The organism is Saonia flava (genome assembly GCF_011927795.1).
Lineage (GTDB): Bacteria > Bacteroidota > Bacteroidia > Flavobacteriales > Flavobacteriaceae > Saonia > Saonia flava.
The window spans coordinates 2,047,749-2,070,123 of sequence record NZ_JAATJJ010000001.1 but is presented as its reverse complement, the minus strand read 5'-3'; the positions used below and the strand labels follow the sequence as shown (position 1 = coordinate 2,070,123).

Sequence of the window (22,375 nt, the reverse complement as noted above, 5' to 3'; positions counted from 1 at the left end):
AAAAAAAATCACACAAATGGCTTCTATAAAAACAAAAATAGGAAGACGCGCTTTTATCAAAAATACCAGTTTGGCAAGTGGCGGACTCGTTCTAGGGTTTAGTTTTTTAAATTCTTGTAAACCTAAGCAAGTAGCGGAAATGGCGGTTCAAGAAATGCCTAAAGAATGGTTTGAAATCAATGGTTATCTAAAAATCGGTGACAATGGTTTGGTGACTATTCTTTCTCCCAATCCTGAAATAGGACAAAATGTGAGAACATCCATGCCCATGATTGTTGCCGACGAGCTTGAAATTGACTGGAAAGATGTACTAGTGGAGCAGGCGCCCTTGAACACTGATTTGTATAGCTGGCAAGTGGCTGGTGGCAGTAGATCTATCAGTAGTTCTTGGCAAAGTTTAAGAATGGCTGGTGCCACTGCTCGTCAAATGTTGAAGGAAGCCGCGGCAAAAGCATGGCAAGTTCCAGTTGGTGAAATCAGCGCGGTAGCTGGTAAACTTACACATGAGGTTAGTGGCAACTCAGCAGGTTACGGCGATATGGCATCTGCAGCATCACAGATAGCAGTACCCGAAGAAGTCGATTTAAAGGAACGTTCGGAGTTTTCTATTATAGGAACTTCTCGAAAAAATGTGGACGGCAGAAAAATAGTTACCGGACAGCCATTATTTGGACTTGATGTTCAGCGAGAAGGTATGTTGATCGCTACTTTGGCACATCCACCCGCATTTGGTATGCAATTGAAGTCTTTTGATGCTGATTCCGCAAAGCAAATGCCTGGCATAAAAGATGTATTCTCATTAAAAATTTACGATGATGATTTTAAGCGTAGTGCTTTTCATCATACGGCCTTCAATGAGGTGATTGTAGTATTGGGAGAAAGTACTTGGCAGGTGATGCAAGCAAAAAAAGCACTTAAAGTTGAATGGGAAAATGCGCCCGAAGTCTCTGTAGGCATGTCCATGTTTGGGAATGAAATGAAGGTTAATTTTCCTGCTGGCTTAGAAAATTCAACCAACCACCGTTTAAAAATGGAAGAATTGAATGCTCGCAAGGGAAAGGTAGTGCGTAAAGATGGAAATCCTGAGGCGGCATTTAAAAATGCATCCAAAGTAATAGAACGAAGCTATAGTGCACCTTTCTTGGCCCACAATACAATGGAGCCCATGAACTTCTTCGCCAATGTAACTGATGATCATGCAGAATTATTGGGACCTACCCAAACACCGGAATGGATGGAACCTGCAATAGCGGAACGTCTAGGTCTACCTATAGAAAAGGTCGATATTATGATGACCCGCCAGGGTGGAGGGTTTGGACGAAGGTTATATGGTCATTTTATGGTAGAGGTAGCGGCAATTTCGCAAAAGGTAAAAGCACCTGTAAAATTAGTCTATAGCCGCGAAGATGATATGTCTCAAGGAATATATAGACCTTCATACTATGCTACTTACCGCGCAGCATTGGATGCTGATAATAATTTGACCGCTCTTCATGTAAAGACTGGGGGAATTCCAGAAAGCCCATTATTTGCCAACCGCTTTCCGGCAGGGGCCTTGGATAATTACTTAGCGGAGGATTGGACGATTGAATCCAATATTACTACAGGAGCTTTTAGGGCTCCTAGATCCAATTTTATTGCCGGTGCCGAACAATCTTTCTTGGACGAAGTTGCAGAAGCAGCAGGTAAAGACCCTATTGAACTTCGATTAGAGTTGTTAAAACGAGCTCAAGAAAATCCGGTTGGAGAGAGAAACGACTATGATGCTGCCAGATATGCCGGAGTGTTGGAATTGGTAAAGGAAAAATCAAATTGGGAGTCGGGCAACCAAGGTATGAACCGTGGAGTTTCGGCGTATTTTTGCCACGACAGCTATGTGGCCCAAGTATTGGATATTGCTATGGAAAAAGATAAACCTGTGGTTCAAAAAGTCACTACTGCCATTGATTGCGGTATTGTGATAAACCCGGATGCGGCAACCAACTTGGCCGAAGGTGGGGTTGTAGACGGTATTGGTCATGCCATGTATAGTGCAATTACTTTTAAAGATGGGGCACCAGAACAGAAAAATTTCGATAAGTATCGTTTAATACGACATAGTGAGGCCCCAAAATCCATCGAAACCCATTTTGTGCAAAATGACATTGACCCCACGGGCTTGGGCGAACCACCTTTTCCTCCAATCATGGGGGCTTTGGCAAATGCCTTGTATAAGGCTACAGGCCAGCGTCACTATCATCAACCCTTTATTACAGAAAAACAGGTGTTGGGTTAATAAAACGAAACGCATATTTTAGAGTTTTCACAACACTAAAATCAAAAAATATCATTTACTTAATTAAAAAAAAGATTAGCTAATGGCAACTTTCAATTTAAAAATCAATGGGGAAACAAAAGAAATAGACGTTGACCCAAGTACCCCAATGCTTTGGGTGCTGCGCGACCACATTAAACTGGTTGGCACCAAATACGGTTGTGGCATTGCGCAGTGTGGTGCTTGTACAATTCATTTAGGTGACAATGCGGTTCGTTCATGTCAATTACCTGTTTCGGCCGTTGGTGAGCAAGAAATCACCACTATAGAAGGCCTTTCAGAAAATGGTGACCATCCAGTGCAAAAGGCTTGGTTGGAAATAGATGTGCCACAATGTGGCTATTGCCAAGCGGGACAAATCATGACCGCTTCGGCATTGTTGAAGAGAAATCCCCATCCTTCTGACACCGAAATCGAGACTGCCATGAACGGAAATATTTGTCGCTGTGGTACGTATACCCGTATTAAAACAGCGGTTAAAACAGCAGCTGAATCTTAATCAAAAAAAATCACACAAATGGCTTCTATAAAAACAAAAATAGGAAGACGCGCTTTTATCAAAAATACCAGTTTGGCTAGTGGCGGACTTGTTCTAGGGTTTAGTATTTTAAACTCATGCAAACCCAAGGATGTTGAGAAAATTGCGGTCAGGGAGATGCCCAAAGAGTGGTTTGAGATAAATGCATACTTAAAAATTGGCGATAATGGTTTGGTCACTATCCAATGTCCCAACCCAGAATTTGGACAAGGCGTAATGACCTCCATGCCCATGATCGTAGCCGATGAGCTAGATATTATTTGGGAAGATGTGTTAGTGGAACAAGCACCCTTCAATGCCGAAAAATACGGATGGCAGTTTACAGGCGGTAGTCAGGGTATCCGTCGCCGTTGGGAAGGCTTACGAATGGCAGGGGCCACAGCAAGGCACATGTTAAAGCAAGCGGCAGCCAATGCTTGGCAGGTTCCGGTAGGTGAAATTGAAACGACTGAAGGCGTATTAGCGCACAAAACTTCAGGAAAATCTGCTGGCTATGCGGAAATGGCAGCAGCAGCAGCGCAGCTAGAAGTTCCAGAAGAAGTTACCTTAAAAGAAGTCAAGAATTTTACCATTATAGGCCACTCTAAAAAAGATGTGGAAACACAGAAAATTATTACGGGCAAACCACTTTTTGGCATTGATTATCAATATGAAGGAGCGTTGATTGCCATGGCGGTACATCCACCGGCATTTGGTTTAAAACTAAAATCTTTTGATGATAGCAATGTCCGTTCCATGCCTGGAATTGTGGATGTGTTTCAAATAAATACACTTACCGATGATATGACACGGGGGTATTTTGACACCAATGCATTTACAGACTTGGTAGCCATTGTTGGAAAATCTACTTGGGAGGTAATGAATGCAAAAAAACAATTACAAGCGGAATGGGAACCTATTACCGATTATAATTTTAAGATGGACCGATTTGGTACCGAGGTGGAAGTGACAGTTCCAAAGGGATTGGAAAGCACCGATGGCCATTATGCCCAAATGACTGAAATGGCATCAAAACCGGGTACTGTGGCGAGAAAGGACGGTAACCCGGAAGCGGTATTTAAAAATGCTGCCAAGGTCATTGAGCGTTCTTACAGTTGTCCCTTTTTGGCACACAATTGTATGGAGCCCATGAACTTTTTTGCAAATGTCACCGATACAGATGCACATTTAGCAGGACCTTTACAAGCACCTGCCTTAGCGGAAACTACACTATCCACTAGGCTAGGATTGCCGGCAGAAAAAATTGATATAGAAATGACCCGTATGGGTGGTGGTTTTGGTAGAAGGGCATACGCCCATTATGCCATTGAGGCCGCATTAATTTCAAAACAGGCGAAATCACCCGTAAAACTGGTTTACACTAGGGAAGATGATATGACCTTTGGTATTTACAGACCCTCCTATCATGCTACCTATCGTGCGGCACTTGATGAAAATAATAATTTAGTTGCTTTTCATGTAAAGGCAGGTGGTGTGCCAGAAACACCATTATTTGCTAACCGTTTCCCTGCTGGCGCAGTTGATAATTATTTAGCAGAACAATGGGAAATTAATTCCAATATAACCATTGGTGCTTTTAGGGCGCCTCGATCCAACTTTATGGCTGGTGTAGAACAGGCATTTTTGGATGAGGTTGCCGAGGCAGCTGACAAGGACCCAATTGATTTTAGATTGGAACTATTGGAAAGGGCAAAAAATAATCCGGTTGGGGAAAACAACGATTACGAACCAGACCGATTGGCAGGTGTACTAAAATTGGCACGTGAAAAATCTAACTGGGCGAATTCCGCTCCCGGTGCACATCGTGGTGTTTCTGCCTATTTCTGTCATAACAGTTACGCTGCCCATGTGTTGGATATTGTAATGGATGGCGAAACACCAAAAGTAAATAATGTTGTATGTGCCATTGATTGTGGTATTGTGGTAAATCCAGATGCCGCCTCCAATATGGCCGAAGGAGCTATAATAGATGGTGTTGGCAATGCCATGTACGGTTCACTAACCTTTAAGGACGGTAGAACGGAACAGACCAATTTTGACACTTATAAAATGATTCGTCATAACGAGGCCCCTAAAAACATTGAAGTGCATTTTGTTAAAAACGAAATTGACCCCACAGGGCTTGGTGAACCTCCTTTTCCTCCGGTTATGGGCGCTTTGGCCAATGCTTTGTACAAAGCAACTGGTAGAAGACATTACCACCAACCGTTCCTAGGCAAGAAAGAAATACTAGGCTAGTAATTTATGACATATAGTTCACTCTTATAAGCTGTTTAGCTATCTGTGCTGAGCTAAGTAGGAATGACCAATAAACGTCATTCAGAACAAAAATATAAACACCATGAATACCGTAAAGACTAAAATAGACAGACGTACCTTCATCAAAAATACCAGTCTCGCCGGTGGCGGACTCGTTTTGGGTTTTAGTTGGCTAAATTCCTGCAAGCCAAAAGAAGCCGAAAAGCTATCCGCTATGGAAATGCCAGAGGAATGGTTTCAGATGAACGGGTATATTAAAATTGGAGAAAATGGCTTGGTAACCATTATGTCTCCCAACCCAGAAGGTGGGCAGAATATAAAAACATCCATGCCCATGATCGTGGCAGATGAGCTAGATGTGAATTGGAAAAATGTAGTTGTGGAGCAGGCTCCCTTAAACACAGATTTGTATACGCGTCAGTTTATTGGTGGTAGTAACGCAATTAGGTTTGGATGGAGCGGCCTTAGAATGGCCGGGGCAACGGCACGTCAAATGCTGAAAGAAGCTGCTGCTATGGCTTGGGGGGTACCTGTTGCAGAAATTACCACCTCTGGAGGTATAATAACACATCAAACCAGTAATAAATCGGCATCCTATGGGGAAATGGCATCTGCAGCATCACAAATCACCGTTCCCGAAGAGGTTCCTTTAAAAGAGATTAAGGATTTTAACATTATTGGCACTTCCCGTAAAAATGTAGACGGCACTAAAATTGTTACCGGTAAACCGTTATTTGGCATAGACACTTACCAAGATGGTATGCTTACGGCAATGATCATACACCCACCCGCATTTGGACTCAAATTTAAATCTATGGATGATGCCGAGGCCAAAAGTATGCCTGGAATCATGAATATTTTTCCTATAAAGGTGTTGAAAGATGATTATGTGAGACAACATTTTGACACTTGTACTTTTCTTGAGGTCGTTGCCATTGTAGGTAAAACTACATGGGAGGTAATGCAGGCAAAAAAAACATTGCAAGTAGCGTGGGAACCTTTTGAAACTTATACAGAAGAGCGCGTTCCTTATGGCAGGTCCCAATATACAATGACCATACCTGCAGGCTTGGAAAACTCGGAAGTACATACGGCCAAAATGGCTGATATGGCCACCAAAAAAGCAACTGAAGTCCGAAGGGATGGTAACCCGGAAACAGCCTTTAAAAAAGCTGCCAAAGTTGTTGAACGTACCTATACCGCTCCCTTTTTAGTCCATAATTGTATGGAGCCTATGAATTTCTTTGCCAATGTGAAGGAAAACAGTGCGCAACTTATCGGTCCCCTACAAAAGGCAGAACTAACAGAACATGCCGTTGCCGCACAATTGGGTATTCCAGAATCGAATATTGATATACAACTTACACGTCTAGGCGGTGGATATGGTAGACGTTCCTATGCTCATTGGGTCATGGAGGCTGCACTCATTTCCCAAAAAATGAAGGCCCCTGTGAAACTTGTGTATTCCCGTGAGGATGATATGACGGGCGGTATCTATAGATCTACCTACCATGTGAGTTATAAAGCGGCCTTGGATGCGGACAACAACCTAACAGCAGTTCATGTAAATGCGGGTGGTATTCCAGAAAGTCCGTTGTATGCGAATCGTTTCCCGGCAGGAGCTGTAGATAATTACTTGGCAGAAAGTTGGTCCATTGATTCTAACATTACCATTGGATCATTTAGGGCGCCACGCTCTAACTTCATGGCCAGCGCAGAGCAATCTTTTTTGGACGAAGTAGCGGAAGCCGCCGGTAAAGACCCAATTGATTTTAGGTTGGAACTTTTGAAAAAGGCTAAAGAAAATCCAGTGGGGGAAAGAAACGATTACGATGCCGAACGTTATGCAGGGGTATTGCAATTGGTAAAGGAAAAATCTAATTGGGGCAATGGGGATACCAGTCTTAACCGTGGAATATCGGCCTATTTTTGCCATAATTCCTACGCAGCACAGGTGGTAGATATGCGATGGGAAAATGATAAGCCCATAATAGACAAGGTTACGTGTGCTATAGACTGTGGTATTGTAATAAATCCCGATGCTGCAACCAATCTATGTGAAGGAGGTATTGTCGATGGTATTGGTAATGCACTGTATGGGGAACTGACTTTTATTAATGGGGTACCACAAAAAAGAAACTTTGACAAATATCGCATGATTCGAATGAGCGAATCACCTAGGGAAATAGAAATCCATTTTGTTGAAAGTGATGTAAATCCTACTGGATTGGGTGAACCCACTTTTCCTCCAATTTTTGCAGCAGTGGCAAATGCCTTGTATAAGGCAACAGGAAAACGACATTATGATCAGCCATTTGTTTTCTAAATATAGGATTGTCGAAATCTTTGTTACGGGATATAGCAAATATCATTGTTATTAATAGAATACCATATAGTTTAATTCCTAAAAGGTATAATTTAGTAACACTCCTGTTTTTTTAGGGTTGCCTAGTTATATCAAAAGACTGCTAAAATACCATCACTTGATTATGGCTGATACCGCTATTTGATGGCCTATTATGTAAACATCTTAAAAAATTTGAAAAATTATAAGCTTCCAGAAAAGCCATAAAAGTCTAATTTTCAATTACTTACAATTTAAATATATATTTAAATTAAAAAAAAAGAATTTTTTTCAGGAGTTTTTGTTTTTTGATTGTTCTATATATAAACAAAGAAACTTTAAAAAACGACTACTATGATTATACTAAACACAATCCACGAAAAAAGAACAGAAAGTGAAGAAATAGATAAGATAATTAAAAATCATGATTACTTTTTAAAGGGTCTTATGTTATTTACTTCCGCACAGTTTTTGATGCTTGTTACTTATTATACTCTTTAATACTCATTTTCCCTATATTTATTTATAGGGAAAACCTAGTTAAAAATTAGTTTAATTAAGGCATTTGGAGTAATACCAAGTGAACTTTGTTCAACTTTCTGGATATTGTCTGTTGAATCCAACCTGTAAAAAGAGTTAAGTGTATTGTCTCGGTTTAAGACATTCCAAAGAGCGAATCCTATTTGGAGCCTTGTACTTTCCCCCCAATTAAACTGATGTCTAGCAGAAAAATCCAGACGCAAATAATCTTCCTGTCTACTCCTATTTTCATGATCAAAATTAATATCTCCATCAACTACTTCATTGTTAACAACAGGCTTTGTGAATGGTTTTCCAGAATGCCAATTTAACCCTAAGGCAAAAAGGAATCTATTTAAAGTATAGTTTGCACCCACGGTAAGGGCATGGTTAACATCAAAATTACTTGGAAAACTAGCCTCTGGCAACTCCTTAAAAAAGTATGTACTGTTTAAGTAAGAGTAGCTAATCCATGTACTTCCGTTCTGTAATTGCTTTCTAATTAATAAATCAGCTCCATAGGCATCATAGGCTCCAGCTTGTCTTGTAAACTCATACCGTCCTTGAAAACCTTGGCTTTGGGTTGTAATACCATTTATTTTTTTATAAAAAGAAACTGCATTGGCTAGCCAGCCATTTTGGTTGTAACTAAGCCCCATAGACACTTGTTTACTTGTAATTACAGGAATAGTTTCGTTGTTGGAAAGTTGCCAGCGCCTTTTTTCTATACCCAAAAAATCATTTTGAAAATTAATGACCTGCGATGTATTTTGGTGTTTAAATTCTCCAAGTACTTCTAAATTGAAGTGTTGCCCAAAACCATAGTTAAAACTAAGACGTGGCTCCCATATTTGTTTTTTGAACTTGTCCAAATAATTTAGGCGCATACCTAAATTTAAATGGGCAGCCCTATTTTTTGAAGACAATTTAATTTCAGAAAAAAGGGCATGGACCCTTAGTACTTCAGCCTCTAAGAGCAGGTACCTAGGGTCATCTACATCGTCCAGATTAGATACTTTGGTTTCCACAAATTGGTATCCATTGGTGAATTTTGTTTGTGGACCTATTTTTAATTGTGCTTTGAGTCTTAAACCAGTTTCGGACACCGTGTTTTTCTGCTCAAAACGTTGGTTTTCAATTATGTTGGCGTTGCTGCCTTTCAGTTGGTAATCGGTTTCATAGATTCCCACTTCGGTGGCAAAGTTTTGAGTCCAATTTCTTTTATACTGTATTCCACCGGCAATACTGGTTTGGTTTAGGTTGCTTTCACGAATTTCCTCTACCCCAGACACTTCCGCACTCTCATTAAAACTTACCCGATTTGCTGTATGTATAAAATTTAAACGAATATAATCTTTATCAGAAGGGTTAAAAAGTAAGCGAAAAGAGGTATCATAAAAATCAAATGATACGTTGGAGTTTGTCACCGAGAAGGAATTGTTTGCTATTTCGGTTTCTTGGGTAATACGTTTAAAATATTCTGAATATGTGGGGGTTTCTAAAAAATCGCTGATAGATTTTCGGGCCGCAACTTGTATTGAGGCTTTTTTTCCAAGGGGAGCATCTATGTACCCATTGCCGTCCAAGAGGTTTATACCAATACTTCCCTTTAAATCAGAATTAACATATTTTTCTGTCTGCATGGCTATGGTACCAGAGACTCCATCTGTTTCTTCTGCGCTGCTCCCATTTTTTCGAAGTTCTACCTTATGGGTGATATTTGGATTGTACATGGATATTAAACCAAAAAAATGTCCAGATTGGTACATTTTAATGTCATCCCAAGAGATAAGATTTTGGTCATTGCTACCGCCCCTAATATTAATATTGGAAACAGTTTCATCAATACTTTGAACCCCCGGGAACGCTTGTACAGAATGTAATACATCTCTTTCAATGAGTCCTGGCAGTATGGTAAACTTGTTAAAATCTATTTGAAAAGAACCGTTGTCCAGTTTATCAACCCCACGGATTAAATAATCATAGAGGACTATCTCTGCCAACTGTTCTTGATCTGGAACTAGATATAAGATTTCACACGAGTTGGACAGATTAAAGTAGGCTGCTTCTTTACGTAGGGTTGCGTGCCCTATATGTCTTATCTGTATAACATCACTATTGGTGTTTATATCAAGTTCAAAATACCCGTCCTCCTTGGTCAAGGTGCCTTTAGTGCCATTTTGAACGGTAACATAAGGCAATAATTCTCCCGTTAGCTTATCTTTTAGATAGCCACATATGGTGCTTTTCTTCTTTTTAATAGAGACAATACTTTCTGTAACAAAGACAAAGTCCAAATTGCTTTGTATACTTAAATTGGCAACAGCAGTCTTTAAGGGTAATGAAAAATCTGGAGAAGAAACAGTAACGCCATCAACTAAAGTTGAAGCGTAATTAAACTGTATGCCAAATCGCTCTTGTAATTCGTTTAAAACTTGGGTTAATGCTTTAGGCTTCTGTACTTCTTGAGCAATTGTATCTGTACCATAAAACAGCAGCGTAAATACATATAATAAAATAATAAAATTCTTACTCACCCATACTTAAACGTACTTTGTTTGGCTTTATTATTTTATATTCCATACCTAATGGCTCTGAAATTGCTTTTAGGGCACTTTGTAGATTATCATGGGCAAAACCACCCGTAAATAGCTGATCAGTATTTATTTTTTCAGTTTCAATGATAACACCATATTGTCTTTCCAATTCTGCAAACACTTCCGAAACTGGTGTCCGCTGAAACTCGCTCATATTATTAATCCATTTTGGCATTTCGTTTGTTTGCTTACCAGTAAGCATTTCACCATTTATGGATTTATAATTGTCCCCAGCTTGCAATATCTGGGTATTTTTTGAAGTTACCACACGAACAGTTCCTTCATAACAGCTGACTTCAAAAATGTCTCCCCTATGTTTTATGTTAAATTCCGTTCCCAAAACACTCACTGTTCCTGTTTCCGTAACAACATCAAATTTGGCTCCTTTTGCAACATCAAAAAAGGCTTCTCCTTTTAATTCTATCTCTCTATTGGTTTTCCAGTCTTTTTTATTATATCTAACCTCAGAAAGAGCGTTCAATACAACTTGTGATTCATCGGGCAATTCAATAGTTGTTTTTTCCGCAACCAAGGTCTCTACCTCAACCATTTTATTTAGGAAAAATATAGAGTATATACCAATTCCAATTATAAGAACACTTGCAATACGCATCATAGGCTTAAACCAATCTATGGTTTTAACAGACGTCTTTTCTGAAGTAATACGCTCTTTAAAAACATCAAAATCTGGCATACTAGAAAAATGTGAAGCTTTGAACTGGGATGCATCTTCTATAATATTGGTATAGAAAGGTGCTTCTTCCAAAGTACTAAAAGCCTTGCTTTCTTCTTCGGTCAGTTCGCCCGACAGCCATTTCTCTATTAACTTATTTTTGTCCATGAGTATAACTCTTTTTTATAAAACAACTAAGAAGCCAATTCTCCTGATTATTTTATCTTAAAATTTTCCAATTCTTTTTTTAATTGGTCAAAAGCCGAGTAAATACGGTACTCCACCACCTTTTTGGTTACTCCCAATACTTGTGCTATTTCTTCATGTTTCTTCCCTTCTACCTTATTTAACATAAAAGCAACCCGTTGTTCTTCGGATAGTTTTGCAAGCGCATTTTGATACTTTTTATAGTATTCTTCTTTTTCTAAAAGAAATTCAGGAGTTTCATTGGTATGTCCTTTAGGCGCTATACTCTGGTAGCTTAAAACTACTTTCTGGTGTTTGACTTCATTTAACATTAAATTATTGGCGACTGTAAATAGAAAAGATTTGGCCTTTTCCATAGACACTTTTTTACAATTCTCCCATAATTTAATAAAGGCATCTTGGGCTTTATCCCCTGGATTTAATTTTTCACCATATTTATAATATAGAAAGTCATGAAGACTTTTGGAATACTTATTATAGAGATTGGCATACAGTGTTTCATCACAAATACCTTGGTATAAATCTTTTTTCAATACGGAGTATTTTTATAGTTCAAAAGTAGGAAAATTAAATTTTTTTAAAATTTTCAGGAATTTTTGCCGTTGAGTTGTTCTATTACCGAACGCAATTCAATAATTAGTATAGCCATGAAAAAATTTAACGGATTATTAAGCTTTTTATTACTGGCATTAACAATCCTCAATAGTTCTTGCAGAAAAGAAGAATTTCAATCGGAGGGTTCCACTTTGGAAGATACTTTACAAATGGGCTCTACAGTTGCAAACCTTTTATTAAGAACGGCAATGAACGATGGGTCTGGAGATAATATTATTGATGGTGCCAGTTGTATATCTGTTAAGCTTCCAATAACTGTAATTGTAAACAGCGTAGAAATTGAAGTGGTCAGCACCGAAGATTTTGATACGGTTGAAGATGTTTTAGAAGAAAGCGATGAGGATGAGGACGTTTTGGAAATTATATTTCCTGCCACTCTAATATTAACAGATTTCTCAGAGGTAGAAGTATTGGATGCAGATGAGATGCAAGTTTATGTAGATGCCTGTGGTGCTGAAAATGAAGATGATGATGATATAGAATGTGTGGATATTAAATACCCTGTTGTTGTTTCCTTGTTCAATTCTGATAGTGGAGCAATAGATAAAATTTCTTTGGAGAATGATAAAGAATTGTATGAACTTATAGAAAATCTTGCCAATAACCTTGTGGTTACCATAAATTTTCCAATTAGCATAATTTTAAATGATGGCAAAGAGGTCATAATAGCGGACCTAGATCAATTGGAGGATACAATAGAGACTTATGCTGATGATTGTGATGAAAATGACAATAATGATTTTAAAGAGGATTGTACTGACTGCACTATTGATGATATTTCAAACTTATGGTCTAGTTGTTCTGAGTGGAGAGTTGATAAACTCAACCGAAACAAGGTAAACCTTATGCCCATTTACAAATCTTTTTTGTTTGATTTTCAAGAGGATGGAACAATTAGAGCTATTTCAGATACCGATACTTTTATTGGAACATGGATAGCCAGTGGGTCCGGAAACAATATAAATGTGATAATTGATATTCCTAACTTGCCCGATTTTAATGGGACATGGACGTTAAAAGAAATGGGTAACCCTACCGATAACGGCAAGAAAAAGGTTGAATTTAGTTTAGATTCAGACAGTCTTCGATTTAAGGAAGAATGTAAATAGTATTCAAATACAACTATTATTTATGATATAAATACCTTAGTTTCCATTCTTATTAATAATGCCTTCATGAAAATGAAGGCTTTTTTGCTTTTTATAGATACATGTTATTCACACGTTCTATTTTTTTAGAAAAAGAACAAGCTTTGATTAGGACCCTCACTTTTTCTTAGCCAAGAATGTCCCCAGGTATAAAGGAAAGTTGAGTTCTTGATTGTACCCAACGAATTCTTTTACTATCACTTAGATTTAAATAGAAAGTGGACCTTTTAGAATCTGAAGGAAATTGATTGATGAATGATTTCATGAGTAATTAAGTTACTTAACGATTAAAGTTTCTGTAAAGCGCCCATTGTGCTCTTTTACTACTCTTGAACGATGAGAAGTACTGACCTGTTTTTGATTCTGTTGCTGTTCTGTTGTTTGATGCTTTCATAATTATATGTTTTACTATTATTTATTATGATACAAAGATGTTCTGTTTTACTTAAGAGAAGAAATAGTTATGACCCAACTGTAATTTTTAAGGGGTAAACGGGGATATTTCTTTTACGAACCTAATTTGGAGTAAAAATTTTGGCTCTTTTTTGGCGCTAATTTTAGATATCCTCACTTTTTAGCATGTATTTATAAAAAGGGTTGTTGATTTGCTATTTTGAATTCTCTTTTATCAACAATAAAAAAACCGATGCATATACATCGGTTTTAAAACTAACTCACACTTGACTTACTTAAACATGAATCATCTGTACTTTTAGTTCTTTATTAGTTTAATAGGGTTTCCTTTCATGGTATTTTTATCAACATCCAAACCTAATATCCGCATAATAGAGGGTGCAATTTGATTGCTATATAATTGTTCTTTTTTATCTACTTCTCCCAAAACCTCAATGCCATTTCCAAAGGCAATCATCCATACTTGCCCGGCATTTGGAATTTTATTTCCATGATGCTTCCATGTTTCCAATGGTTCTGTTCCCCTGCCATGATCTGTAGAAATAATAAAAACAGTGTTATTCTTATAAAAAACGTCATTTTTGGTAAACTCCCACAGTTCTTTAATCATAGAATCTGTGGCATTGGCCGATTTCAAATAAGAATCATATTCCCCATCATGAGCAAAATCATCTGTCTCCCCATATGAGATATAGATTAAACTGGGATGCTCTTTTTTCATATGCTCTAAAGCATAATAGTGAGTAAAGGCATCCAACCTTACTGTACTCCATGGGCTGGGAACTTTGGGCTGCATTTCATTAAGTAATTTTTCTCGTTCAGTTAAGGCATTTCCCTTTGCCAATTCAAAACCAGCATTGACCGGAACACCAGACCGCTCCTCATTTACGATATATGGAAATACATCCCAACTACCAAAGGCGGCAACTTTGCCTTTATATTTTGGGGTATTGTTTGCCAATTCTAAAATGGTGAAATTGGGATTATCTATTTTATCATTGCTGGTTATTCTTTTATCATCCGCCCGCCCAGTTAAAATCTCATTGTACCCTGGGTATGAAAACCACATTTTATTGGTGAGGTTTACATTGCTTCCCAAAGTTCTATTTCCATGCAACTGACCCATTTTTGTAACGTCTTTCCAAAGGAAGGGCATGAGCGTTTCGCGCCTTTCTTCTAGTGTTTCTTTCCAAAAAGAGGCTTTTAACATGGTGGTATCATGTACATATTCTTTATTGGCAACCAGTGCTTTGTCCGCACCGGTGAAGAGTTCTTGCCAACGAAAACCATCTAAAGTGATCAACACCACTTTTGTTTCATTTTCTTGTGCTTTTCCTACAACAAGGAACAACAAAAGGGCACTTGTTATCCATAGATTTTTTTTCATTTTTTTGTGGTTTTAAAGGATTGTATTTTGGACCAGTCACTCCAATTTAAATTTTGATCTCTATAACGCACCCTCCAATAGTAGAGGGTATCAGGATTTAATTTTTTGGTTGTTTCATCAGTCAAATCGTCATCTTTTTGCCTGTCCTCCAAATAATACCAATTCTCAAATTGTTTCCAACTATTATATTCAAGCTTTTCAAAATCATCTTTTAAGGATACTTGCCAATGTGATGCCGCATGAAAGGCTTCTTTTCTATTACTTTTAAATCCCCCTGCTTTTAAAACAACAAAACCTGTTTCCAATCCTTCACTAATAGAAGGCTGGGAATCAGGAGTTTCTGGTTTCATCGTTTTTTTCCATATGGTAATGCTATCTGTAAGTTCATTTTCCCGTGACCTTATATTGTTTCCCCTACTTATTCTTTTGATGGTGAACTTTGGGTCTTCTGTAGAGCCATCTACTTCTACCATAACAAAACCATATTCATCTTGGGTCACTGTAAATTCATCATAGTCCCTTCCTTCAAACTCTCCCCAATTGTCAATAGCACCTCCAGCAGAAGCGACATTGACCCATAAATGTTTATGGTCTTTACTTTGCCCTCTTGAATATCCGTGCGTATGGCCAAAAAAATGAAGACTTGGTTTGCCGGTCTTGGTTGAAAACCCTTCCAATAATTCTACCACCTTACCTGTAAAATCCACCTCGCCAGGAATCCATAGTTCCGATTTATGTGGATGGTGCAGCTGGGCAAAAACAAAATCTATGTCTTCGTTTTTTTCAGTTTCATCCAAAAGATTTTTTAACCATTCATATTGATGGGGAGCATCTCTATATCCATCATTGGAATTTAGCCCAATGATACGGGTGTTTCCATAATCTTTGTACCACCAATGCTCGGAATATGCTGGAGTTCCGTTTTTGGGAAGACTAAAATATTTGAAATAAAAAACAGAATTTCTCTCGTGGTTTCCCAGAACAGGATATACTGGAACTTGAGAGAAAATTTTGTGTGAAGGTTTAAAGAAATGCTCATTCCATTGGTGGTATTTAGCTCCGTCTTGAACCAAATCCCCAGGAATCATGACCAAGGCCAAATTATCTTGCAAATTACCACCGTATTCCTCTTTTAAATAATCCAAAATGCCTTCTTGCACAATTTCGCCAAACTTGCCAGGGTATTGGGAATCTATTTGCATGTCGCTCATGGCTATCATATTAAAAGACTCATTGTCCGATGCAAAAGGGGGAGTTTTAAACTGATAAGTAGCGGATGTTAGTTTTCCTGTCTTTACCCGATAATAATAGATTGTAAACCTTTTAAGGTCTTCTAGAGGCACTTCATGAATTCTTGATTCACTAAAATTAACATCAAAGGCTTTTCCGTTTGTTTTCCTTCCTAGTTTTTGGGTAGTTCCCCATTCTACAATACTTTCTTCCCCAAAAGAAGTTTCCCACATGATGGTCATGGAATTTGGCGATGCATTTTGTAAATAAGGTTCAACAATGAACTCTTGAGCATTGCTGTTTAAGGAAAAAATAATTCCGATAAAGGCCAATAATGTATACTTCATCTTAAAGGTCATTTAATGTTTTTCGTTATTCAATGGTTCTAGTTTTTAGAAAAATCTCGTCTAATATACTTATTGCACTTTCTAATTCTTCCCTAGTTATAGTAAGAGCAGGGGATAGTTGCAAAACATTCCCGTTAGACACCTTAAAGCTAAGCCCTTTTTTTAGGCACTCGTACATTATTTCTTCTGCCTCTTCAATTGCTTTTGCTTTGCTTTCTTTATTGGTCACCAATTCTATGCCCCACAAAAGACCAGTTCCCCTAACATCTCCTATAATTGGATATTTTTTTTGAAGCTTCCTAAGGGAGGATTTCATGAACAGCATATCGCTTTTTACCTTTTCCAAAAGATTTGTGTTTTCAATAATTTCTATGGTAGTTAGGCCCGCTATACATCCCACAGGGCTTTTCTCATGGGTATAGTGCCCTAAGGAAACATCCCCAAACCGATTATATTCATCTCTAGTAACTATGCCAGCCTGTGGAATAATACCGCCTCCAAGGCCTTTGCCCAAACAAAGTATGTCCGGTTCTATGTTATAATGCTCAAAAGCGAACATTTTCCCCGTTCTTCCCAAAGCAATCGGAATTTCATCCAGAATTAAAAGAACGCCATGTTTTGTGCAAAGGTTTCGAGCTTCTTGCCAATAATGTTTTGATGGTATTTGTACATCGGTATTTCTTATGGTCTCTGCCAAAAAAGCCCCTATTTGGTTGTCTTTGCATAGTACGTATTCCAAATACTCCAATGACTTTTCTTCATTTCCTTCAAAAATCCCCCTATAGGTAATGGGGGGTGGAATGTGCTCTATACCTGGCATCATAGGGCCCATATGTTCCTTAAAAACAGCCTCGCCACCAACACTTATTGCATCTAGGGATGCACCATGAAAGGAATCCCAAAAGGAAACTACCTTGTATTTTCCCGTTACTGCCCGGGCCAATTTTAGCGCAATCCCAATAGCGGAACTTCCACTTGGAGTTAATAGAACCCTATTTAGGTCAGATGGACATAAGGACGCCAATTTTTCGGCAAAATGTATGGCAGGTTCATTGGTATAACGTCTTGGCGAAAAAGACAAGCTCCATAATTGTTCCGTTATTTTTTCAATTAACTTGGGGTTGGCATATCCAATTTGGTGTACATTGTTTCCATGAAAATCCAAGTATTTATGACCGGTAATACTTTCAATATAGGCTCCCTCGCAATTTTCCAAAACATCCATACATGGAGTGGACATGGATTGATGCAAAAAGTATTTGGCATCTTTTTCTAATAGGGTTTTTGTTTGCTCATCCAATTCATTTTCCATCCAAGACTTTCTTGCCATGGTCAAGTTAACATCTCCCTCTACCTTTTTACATGAATCGACTTCGAAGCTATCTTGATTCATATGGTCCATATTTTTTTAGCACTTCTCTTTTTTCTGATTCATCATTTAAGACAAAGACATCATATTTAGCACCTTTTTCATAAACCCTGACCACGATATGCCCATGAAGGCTTTTGTATCTATTTATTAATCCTCCAATAACATCCTTATTGGCTTGAAGCATAGCCGTTGAAAATAAATCTCGTTCCCCGGGATATAGTTCTTTAGATAACAATCTCCTTAATACATTGTTATCTGGATGGTCGGATGACCATGTTTGCCCTATCCAAACCCTTGGTCTTAGGGTTCTAACATAAAAAGCATTTTGCGAATCCCTATTTCCATGATGGTTTAGTGTAGCAACATCTACAGGACCTGCTACAGGAGCAATATTGGCTTCTACGGTTTTAAAATCTGAGTCCCCCAATGCATTTACTCCAGAAATATCACCACCAGTGAAATAATCGAATTCTCCATATGAAATTTTGATACAAGTACTCAAAGGGTTTTCTCCCGGATATTCCCCTTCTTTAAACAGACTGAAGTATTCCTCTTTTTCCCCAGTCCAAATCTTGCCATTTACTGAAATGTTTTGAACGGAAAACCCAGGATATTTACCTGGCATATTTTTTAATGTCATTTGATTTTTTGAACCTGCTTTTAAAGGTTCATTTACTAAACCGTTTTCTTTATTTTGGTAGTTAATAAATGCCCAGTAGTTTTTTAATGACGGAATCATTCCATAGGCATCGTTCTTATTCAACCTTTCTTGTACAGAGGTATTTTTTAGGTTTAGCGGAAAGTTAGTTCCGCGATCCAATAACATTTTAATGGGGATATGATGCCCCACTTCTGTAATGCCAGTTAAATAGTAGTTCCCTTTTTTGAACAAAACCCTTGTGCTGTCCAATTCCCCAAAATGATCATCATGGTAGTGGGTCAACATAGCATAATCCAATTGTACTGGTTTATCCTTTGGAAAGAACTGATGGATGTAGTCCACAATCCACTCTGGGGCAGATTTGGTTCTGTTGGGTGTTAAGGTCACATTTCTTGCAGAGAGTGTCCTCGGATGGGTTTCCGATGTATCCCCGGCATCTACCAAAAGAGTTGTGCCATCTGGTAATATAAAAAAGGCTGCATCACCTCGTCCAGTATTAATATGATGAATTTCCATCACTCCTTCCTCCCAAGCAGGAAATTCCTCTTGGGAAAAGAGAAGTGAGACTGAAATAAAACTAAATAGACAATATGTTACGATTCGTTTTAAAAACATTTTATTTTAGTATTGTGGTGGGTATTATTTGTTTGGGAACAGATATGCTTTGATAATAAACATCCAACCATCCACTACCACCACCATTGAACCAGATGACCTCTATATCATGAACACCGGGTTTTAAATCTATTTTACCTCCTTTTTCCCTTACCCCATGGTCGCCATCATTATCCACAACTTCTTTCCCATCAATCCATAATTTGCTGCCATCATCTGACCGAGTGAAGAAACCATAGGCTCCTTCTTTTTCAATTACTAATTGAGAATTGAATTTTACTGCGGTATTCCCTTTGATTTTATCTTCTATTTCGTCTGACGTGAATTCAAAACAAGTTCCCTTAACATCTGGTGTGCGATTGTCCAAATTGGGAACACTTGTTAAATTATTAAGGTAGTATAATTTATAATCGATCGGAGCTAAAAATTTTTCAGGTTTTACTCTAAAAAATGCATCCACCGCTGTACTGCGAATTTTTCCATCTAGAATTATTGCAGCCTTTAGAACTACATTTTCATCTATTTGGATTGGTTCGGTATATTTTTTAGAGTTTGAATTGGGCATGGTCCCATCCAAAGTATAATGAACGTTTCCTTCCAGATTTGAGTTTTCAATTTGTATACTGGCTTCATCATCAAATAGACCGCCTGCTTTTTTATTAAATTCTGCTTTTGGTAGTATGGTGGGCTGTTCCAGCATTTCGGTTATCGGATAATTATCTGAAACGTCATACCCTTCAAATCCCATCTTGGCCGGTTTCCCAATCCATGCATGTGGAGTTTTAAGACCTAACACAAAAGCTACGGTGGCAGCATTATCATATTGATATACAGGATATTTAATTTTATGTCCTTTTTTAACAGATTTGCCCCAAAGAATAAACGGGATTTCAATTTCATCTAAAGTTTCTCCTCCATGTCCTTTTCCCATGCCTCCATGATCTGCACTGATGATTACCAAGGTATTATTCACCATTCCTGCATCTTTAATAGCATTCATGACCTCTCCCAGAAGTTCATCTGCCTTCACCACCGATTTATAATACTCTTCGGTTCCATGACCAAACTCATGCCCTGCATGGTCCACATGATCAAAATGAATAAATGTAAATGTTGGTTTTTTTTCTTTTATATAGGCTGAAGCCAATTCTGCAGTTACCTCCTCGGTTTCCCCATTTATGTCATAATCCACAGCACTTTTTTCAAAAAGTCTTCCAAAACCTCCCCAATGATAAATAGATCCAACTTCAGCATTCTCTATCTGACTATCCACCAATTTAAAAATAGTAGGGAATAAGAAATCCTCACTTTGTGTAATGGCAGGAAGCACAAAATTGTCTTTTTCCCATGCATTTGAAGTAATGCCATGTTGCTCCGGACCGGCTCCCATTATCATGGATGACCAGTTAGAACTAGAACTCGATGGTAAAATGGCTCTGGCATGAAAAGTATGTGCCCCTTGATTTATTATGGTATCAAAATTTGGTGTTGATGCTGTTTTAATGCCATCTGGACTTAACCCATCAACACCAATAACAATTACATGCTCTATTCCCAAACTTTTCTTTTCTTCTTTAATAGCACATGACCACAGGGATAAAACCCCTATGGTCATGGCTAAAAAAACTATAGGTTTTTTTGGCATGTTACTCTAGTTTTCCCACCATACTTTGGTAGTAATTTCATCCCCTCCAATTCTTGACACAGCAGCATTGTAATTTTCTGCATTTAAAGCCTCTTCTTCTCCAGGATATTCAAATCTGCTTGGATATGTGGAGTAAAATGCATCTGGTCCAGGGGCAATAGTATTTGGGAAACCAGTTCTCTTAAATTCTATGAATCCTTGGTAATCAGTATAAAACAAAGCAATGTATTTTTGGCTCATAATAGTCTCTATAGTTCCGTTATAAGCAACACCGGCACGCGTTAAGTAATCAGAGGGCATATCTACATCCCAATAATCAAAATTTCCCTGAATGCCTTCTTCATAAAGGGCTTGGTCATCCCCACCAATCCATCCTCTTAGGGACGCCTCTGCTAAAATAAAGGCAACTTCTGAATAGGTCATTAACCGAGCTTCATTGGCATTGGCCTGTAGATAGAAATAATCTATATTGAATTTGGACAGAAAAGCATCCCCTCCTTTATATTCATATGCAGGACCATCTACTATTCCGTTTTGCATTCCCTCTATAGTTGGGGTGCCGCTCTCCACAGAATTTGCCGTTGGGTCTGCTAAGAAATTCAATCTTGGGTCATCAAAACTTTCCAATAGACCTACAAAATTCTCAGAAATTCTGTATTCATTGTAAGATCCAACCCTATATACGGACTCTTCAGTTATAGGATGTGCATCTGGATTTGCGGACAAGAATTGCATAGTTGCATTATCCTCATTAGATGTCATGACTGGATATTGGGATGGGTTTCCGTAAATTTCACCAATAACACTTTGAGCCATAGAAGCATCTACATTGCTTAACCTTAAGGCCAAACGTAATCTTAAAGAGTTTGCAAATTTTCTCCAAAGAGATAAATCACCATCAAAAAGCAGGTCTCCCTTAAGAGAGGCATCCGTACCCGCTAAAATATCATTGGCTGATTTTAATTGAGCCAACATATCTGTATAAATAGCTTGTTGTGTATCATATTCAGGAAAATAATTTTCATCATTGGCCTGTGCAACTTCGGAATAAGGAATATCCCCCCACATGTCCGTTAGAAGGCTGAACATCCAAACCTGCATTATTTTAGAAGCACCAACATAACTAGGAATTTCTTCTTCCATAGCTATTCTTTCCAACTCTTTAGCATCTCTAATTCGTGTAAAATAGTTGTTCCATGACCCAGATTGTGAACCCCAGTCAAAAAGGTCAAAAGAGGTAAATACAATACGGGCACCATATTGTCCCATAAGGTTTCCTTCGCTCCAAGAGTCACCAACTGCACCTCTAATTGAGTTTCTCTGTAACTGTGTAAGCAATAATTCTGGATTATTACTTATGTCCAATGCCACATCTGGGTTATCATTGTCAACATCAAACTTATCACAGCCAATAAACATGACCGTAATTAGAGCAACCGCTGTTAAAATTATTTTTTTCATTTTAAATGTTTTTAGTCTCTATTATTAAA

The 22,375-nt window shown here is 38.2% G+C and carries 15 protein-coding genes; 5 read left to right on the top strand and 10 right to left on the bottom strand.

Translation table 11 applies throughout. The features are described from left to right. Positions 1-16 precede the first annotated feature (16 nt). The 4 genes from GGR42_RS09035 (at position 17) to GGR42_RS09020 (ending at position 7,437) form a co-directional block, all read left to right on the top strand. Entirely contained in the window at positions 17-2,275 is a 2,259-nt protein-coding gene (locus tag GGR42_RS09035) for a xanthine dehydrogenase family protein molybdopterin-binding subunit (protein ID WP_167963043.1), read from the top strand. An 82-nt stretch (positions 2,276-2,357) separates the two neighbouring features. After that, entirely contained in the window at positions 2,358-2,813 is a 456-nt protein-coding gene (locus GGR42_RS09030; protein WP_167963041.1) for a (2Fe-2S)-binding protein, read from the top strand. An 18-nt stretch (positions 2,814-2,831) separates the two neighbouring features. Further along, positions 2,832-5,090, top strand: a complete 2,259-nt coding sequence (locus GGR42_RS09025; RefSeq protein ID WP_167963039.1) for a xanthine dehydrogenase family protein molybdopterin-binding subunit — start codon at positions 2,832-2,834, stop codon at positions 5,088-5,090. Between the two features lie 103 nt (positions 5,091-5,193). Continuing rightward, on the top strand, positions 5,194-7,437 hold the full coding sequence (locus GGR42_RS09020) for a xanthine dehydrogenase family protein molybdopterin-binding subunit (RefSeq protein ID WP_167963037.1): 2,244 nt from the start codon (positions 5,194-5,196) through the stop codon (positions 7,435-7,437). 554 nt (positions 7,438-7,991) lie between these two features. Here the strand turns inward: GGR42_RS09020 and GGR42_RS09015 are convergent. The 3 genes from GGR42_RS09015 to GGR42_RS09005 are packed head-to-tail and all read right to left on the bottom strand — an operon-like array spanning position 7,992 to position 11,984. Continuing rightward, on the bottom strand, positions 7,992-10,511 hold the full coding sequence (locus GGR42_RS09015; RefSeq protein ID WP_167963035.1) for a TonB-dependent receptor: 2,520 nt from the start codon (positions 10,509-10,511) through the stop codon (positions 7,992-7,994). After that, entirely contained in the window at positions 10,504-11,412 is a 909-nt protein-coding gene (locus tag GGR42_RS09010) for a FecR family protein (protein WP_167963032.1), read from the bottom strand. The genes GGR42_RS09015 and GGR42_RS09010 overlap by 8 nt, the downstream gene beginning before the upstream one ends. A gap of 47 nt (positions 11,413-11,459) precedes the next feature. Further along, positions 11,460-11,984, bottom strand: a complete 525-nt coding sequence (locus tag GGR42_RS09005; protein WP_167963030.1) for an RNA polymerase sigma factor — start codon at positions 11,982-11,984, stop codon at positions 11,460-11,462. A gap of 114 nt (positions 11,985-12,098) precedes the next feature. Between GGR42_RS09005 and GGR42_RS09000 the strand changes: the two genes are divergently transcribed. Then, positions 12,099-13,175 (top strand): hypothetical protein, encoded by a 1,077-nt coding sequence (locus GGR42_RS09000; RefSeq protein ID WP_167963028.1) that lies wholly within the window; start codon positions 12,099-12,101, stop codon positions 13,173-13,175. Between the two features lie 166 nt (positions 13,176-13,341). Here GGR42_RS09000 and GGR42_RS08995 read toward each other — a convergent pair whose 3' ends face one another. The 7 genes from GGR42_RS08995 to GGR42_RS08965 form a co-directional block, all read right to left on the bottom strand. Then, on the bottom strand, positions 13,342-13,479 hold the full coding sequence (locus tag GGR42_RS08995) for a hypothetical protein (RefSeq protein WP_167963026.1): 138 nt from the start codon (positions 13,477-13,479) through the stop codon (positions 13,342-13,344). A 447-nt stretch (positions 13,480-13,926) separates the two neighbouring features. Further along, positions 13,927-15,015 carry an alkaline phosphatase family protein gene (locus GGR42_RS08990; RefSeq protein WP_167963024.1) on the bottom strand — a complete coding sequence of 363 codons (1,089 nt, stop codon included), beginning with the start codon at positions 15,013-15,015 and terminating at the stop codon, positions 13,927-13,929. Continuing rightward, positions 15,012-16,592, bottom strand: coding sequence for a fibronectin type III domain-containing protein (locus GGR42_RS08985; RefSeq protein WP_167963022.1), 1,581 nt, complete (start codon positions 16,590-16,592; stop codon positions 15,012-15,014). Before GGR42_RS08985 ends, GGR42_RS08990 begins: the two co-directional genes overlap by 4 nt. Before the next feature lie 25 nt (positions 16,593-16,617). Next, the gene (gene pbfA / locus GGR42_RS08980; RefSeq protein WP_245201419.1) at positions 16,618-17,985 is read right to left on the bottom strand and encodes a (R)-1-hydroxy-2-aminoethylphosphonate ammonia-lyase; all 1,368 of its coding nucleotides are present in this window, start codon (positions 17,983-17,985) and stop codon (positions 16,618-16,620) included. Beyond that, on the bottom strand, positions 17,972-19,240 hold the full coding sequence (locus GGR42_RS08975) for a ComEC/Rec2 family competence protein (RefSeq protein ID WP_167963018.1): 1,269 nt from the start codon (positions 19,238-19,240) through the stop codon (positions 17,972-17,974). Before GGR42_RS08975 ends, pbfA begins: the two co-directional genes overlap by 14 nt. A 1-nt stretch (position 19,241) precedes the next feature. Then, on the bottom strand, positions 19,242-20,885 hold the full coding sequence (locus tag GGR42_RS08970; RefSeq protein WP_167963016.1) for an alkaline phosphatase family protein: 1,644 nt from the start codon (positions 20,883-20,885) through the stop codon (positions 19,242-19,244). A gap of 6 nt (positions 20,886-20,891) precedes the next feature. Further along, positions 20,892-22,346 carry a SusD/RagB family nutrient-binding outer membrane lipoprotein gene (locus GGR42_RS08965; protein ID WP_167963014.1) on the bottom strand — a complete coding sequence of 485 codons (1,455 nt, stop codon included), beginning with the start codon at positions 22,344-22,346 and terminating at the stop codon, positions 20,892-20,894. Positions 22,347-22,375: the final 29 nt, after the last annotated feature.

Coding starts and splice junctions, on each gene's coding strand:
- GGR42_RS09035 (WP_167963043.1), top strand. CDS start 17: ATGGCTTCTATAAAAACAAAAATAGGAAGACGCGCTTTTATCAAAAAT.
- GGR42_RS09030 (WP_167963041.1), top strand. CDS start 2,358: ATGGCAACTTTCAATTTAAAAATCAATGGGGAAACAAAAGAAATAGAC.
- GGR42_RS09025 (WP_167963039.1), top strand. CDS start 2,832: ATGGCTTCTATAAAAACAAAAATAGGAAGACGCGCTTTTATCAAAAAT.
- GGR42_RS09020 (WP_167963037.1), top strand. CDS start 5,194: ATGAATACCGTAAAGACTAAAATAGACAGACGTACCTTCATCAAAAAT.
- GGR42_RS09010 (WP_167963032.1), bottom strand. CDS start 11,412: ATGGACAAAAATAAGTTAATAGAGAAATGGCTGTCGGGCGAACTGACC.
- GGR42_RS09000 (WP_167963028.1), top strand. CDS start 12,099: ATGAAAAAATTTAACGGATTATTAAGCTTTTTATTACTGGCATTAACA.
- GGR42_RS08995 (WP_167963026.1), bottom strand. CDS start 13,479: ATGAAATCATTCATCAATCAATTTCCTTCAGATTCTAAAAGGTCCACT.
- GGR42_RS08990 (WP_167963024.1), bottom strand. CDS start 15,015: ATGAAAAAAAATCTATGGATAACAAGTGCCCTTTTGTTGTTCCTTGTT.
- GGR42_RS08985 (WP_167963022.1), bottom strand. CDS start 16,592: ATGAAGTATACATTATTGGCCTTTATCGGAATTATTTTTTCCTTAAAC.
- pbfA (WP_245201419.1), bottom strand. CDS start 17,985: ATGAATCAAGATAGCTTCGAAGTCGATTCATGTAAAAAGGTAGAGGGA.
- GGR42_RS08975 (WP_167963018.1), bottom strand. CDS start 19,240: ATGTTTTTAAAACGAATCGTAACATATTGTCTATTTAGTTTTATTTCA.
- GGR42_RS08970 (WP_167963016.1), bottom strand. CDS start 20,885: ATGCCAAAAAAACCTATAGTTTTTTTAGCCATGACCATAGGGGTTTTA.
- GGR42_RS08965 (WP_167963014.1), bottom strand. CDS start 22,346: ATGAAAAAAATAATTTTAACAGCGGTTGCTCTAATTACGGTCATGTTT.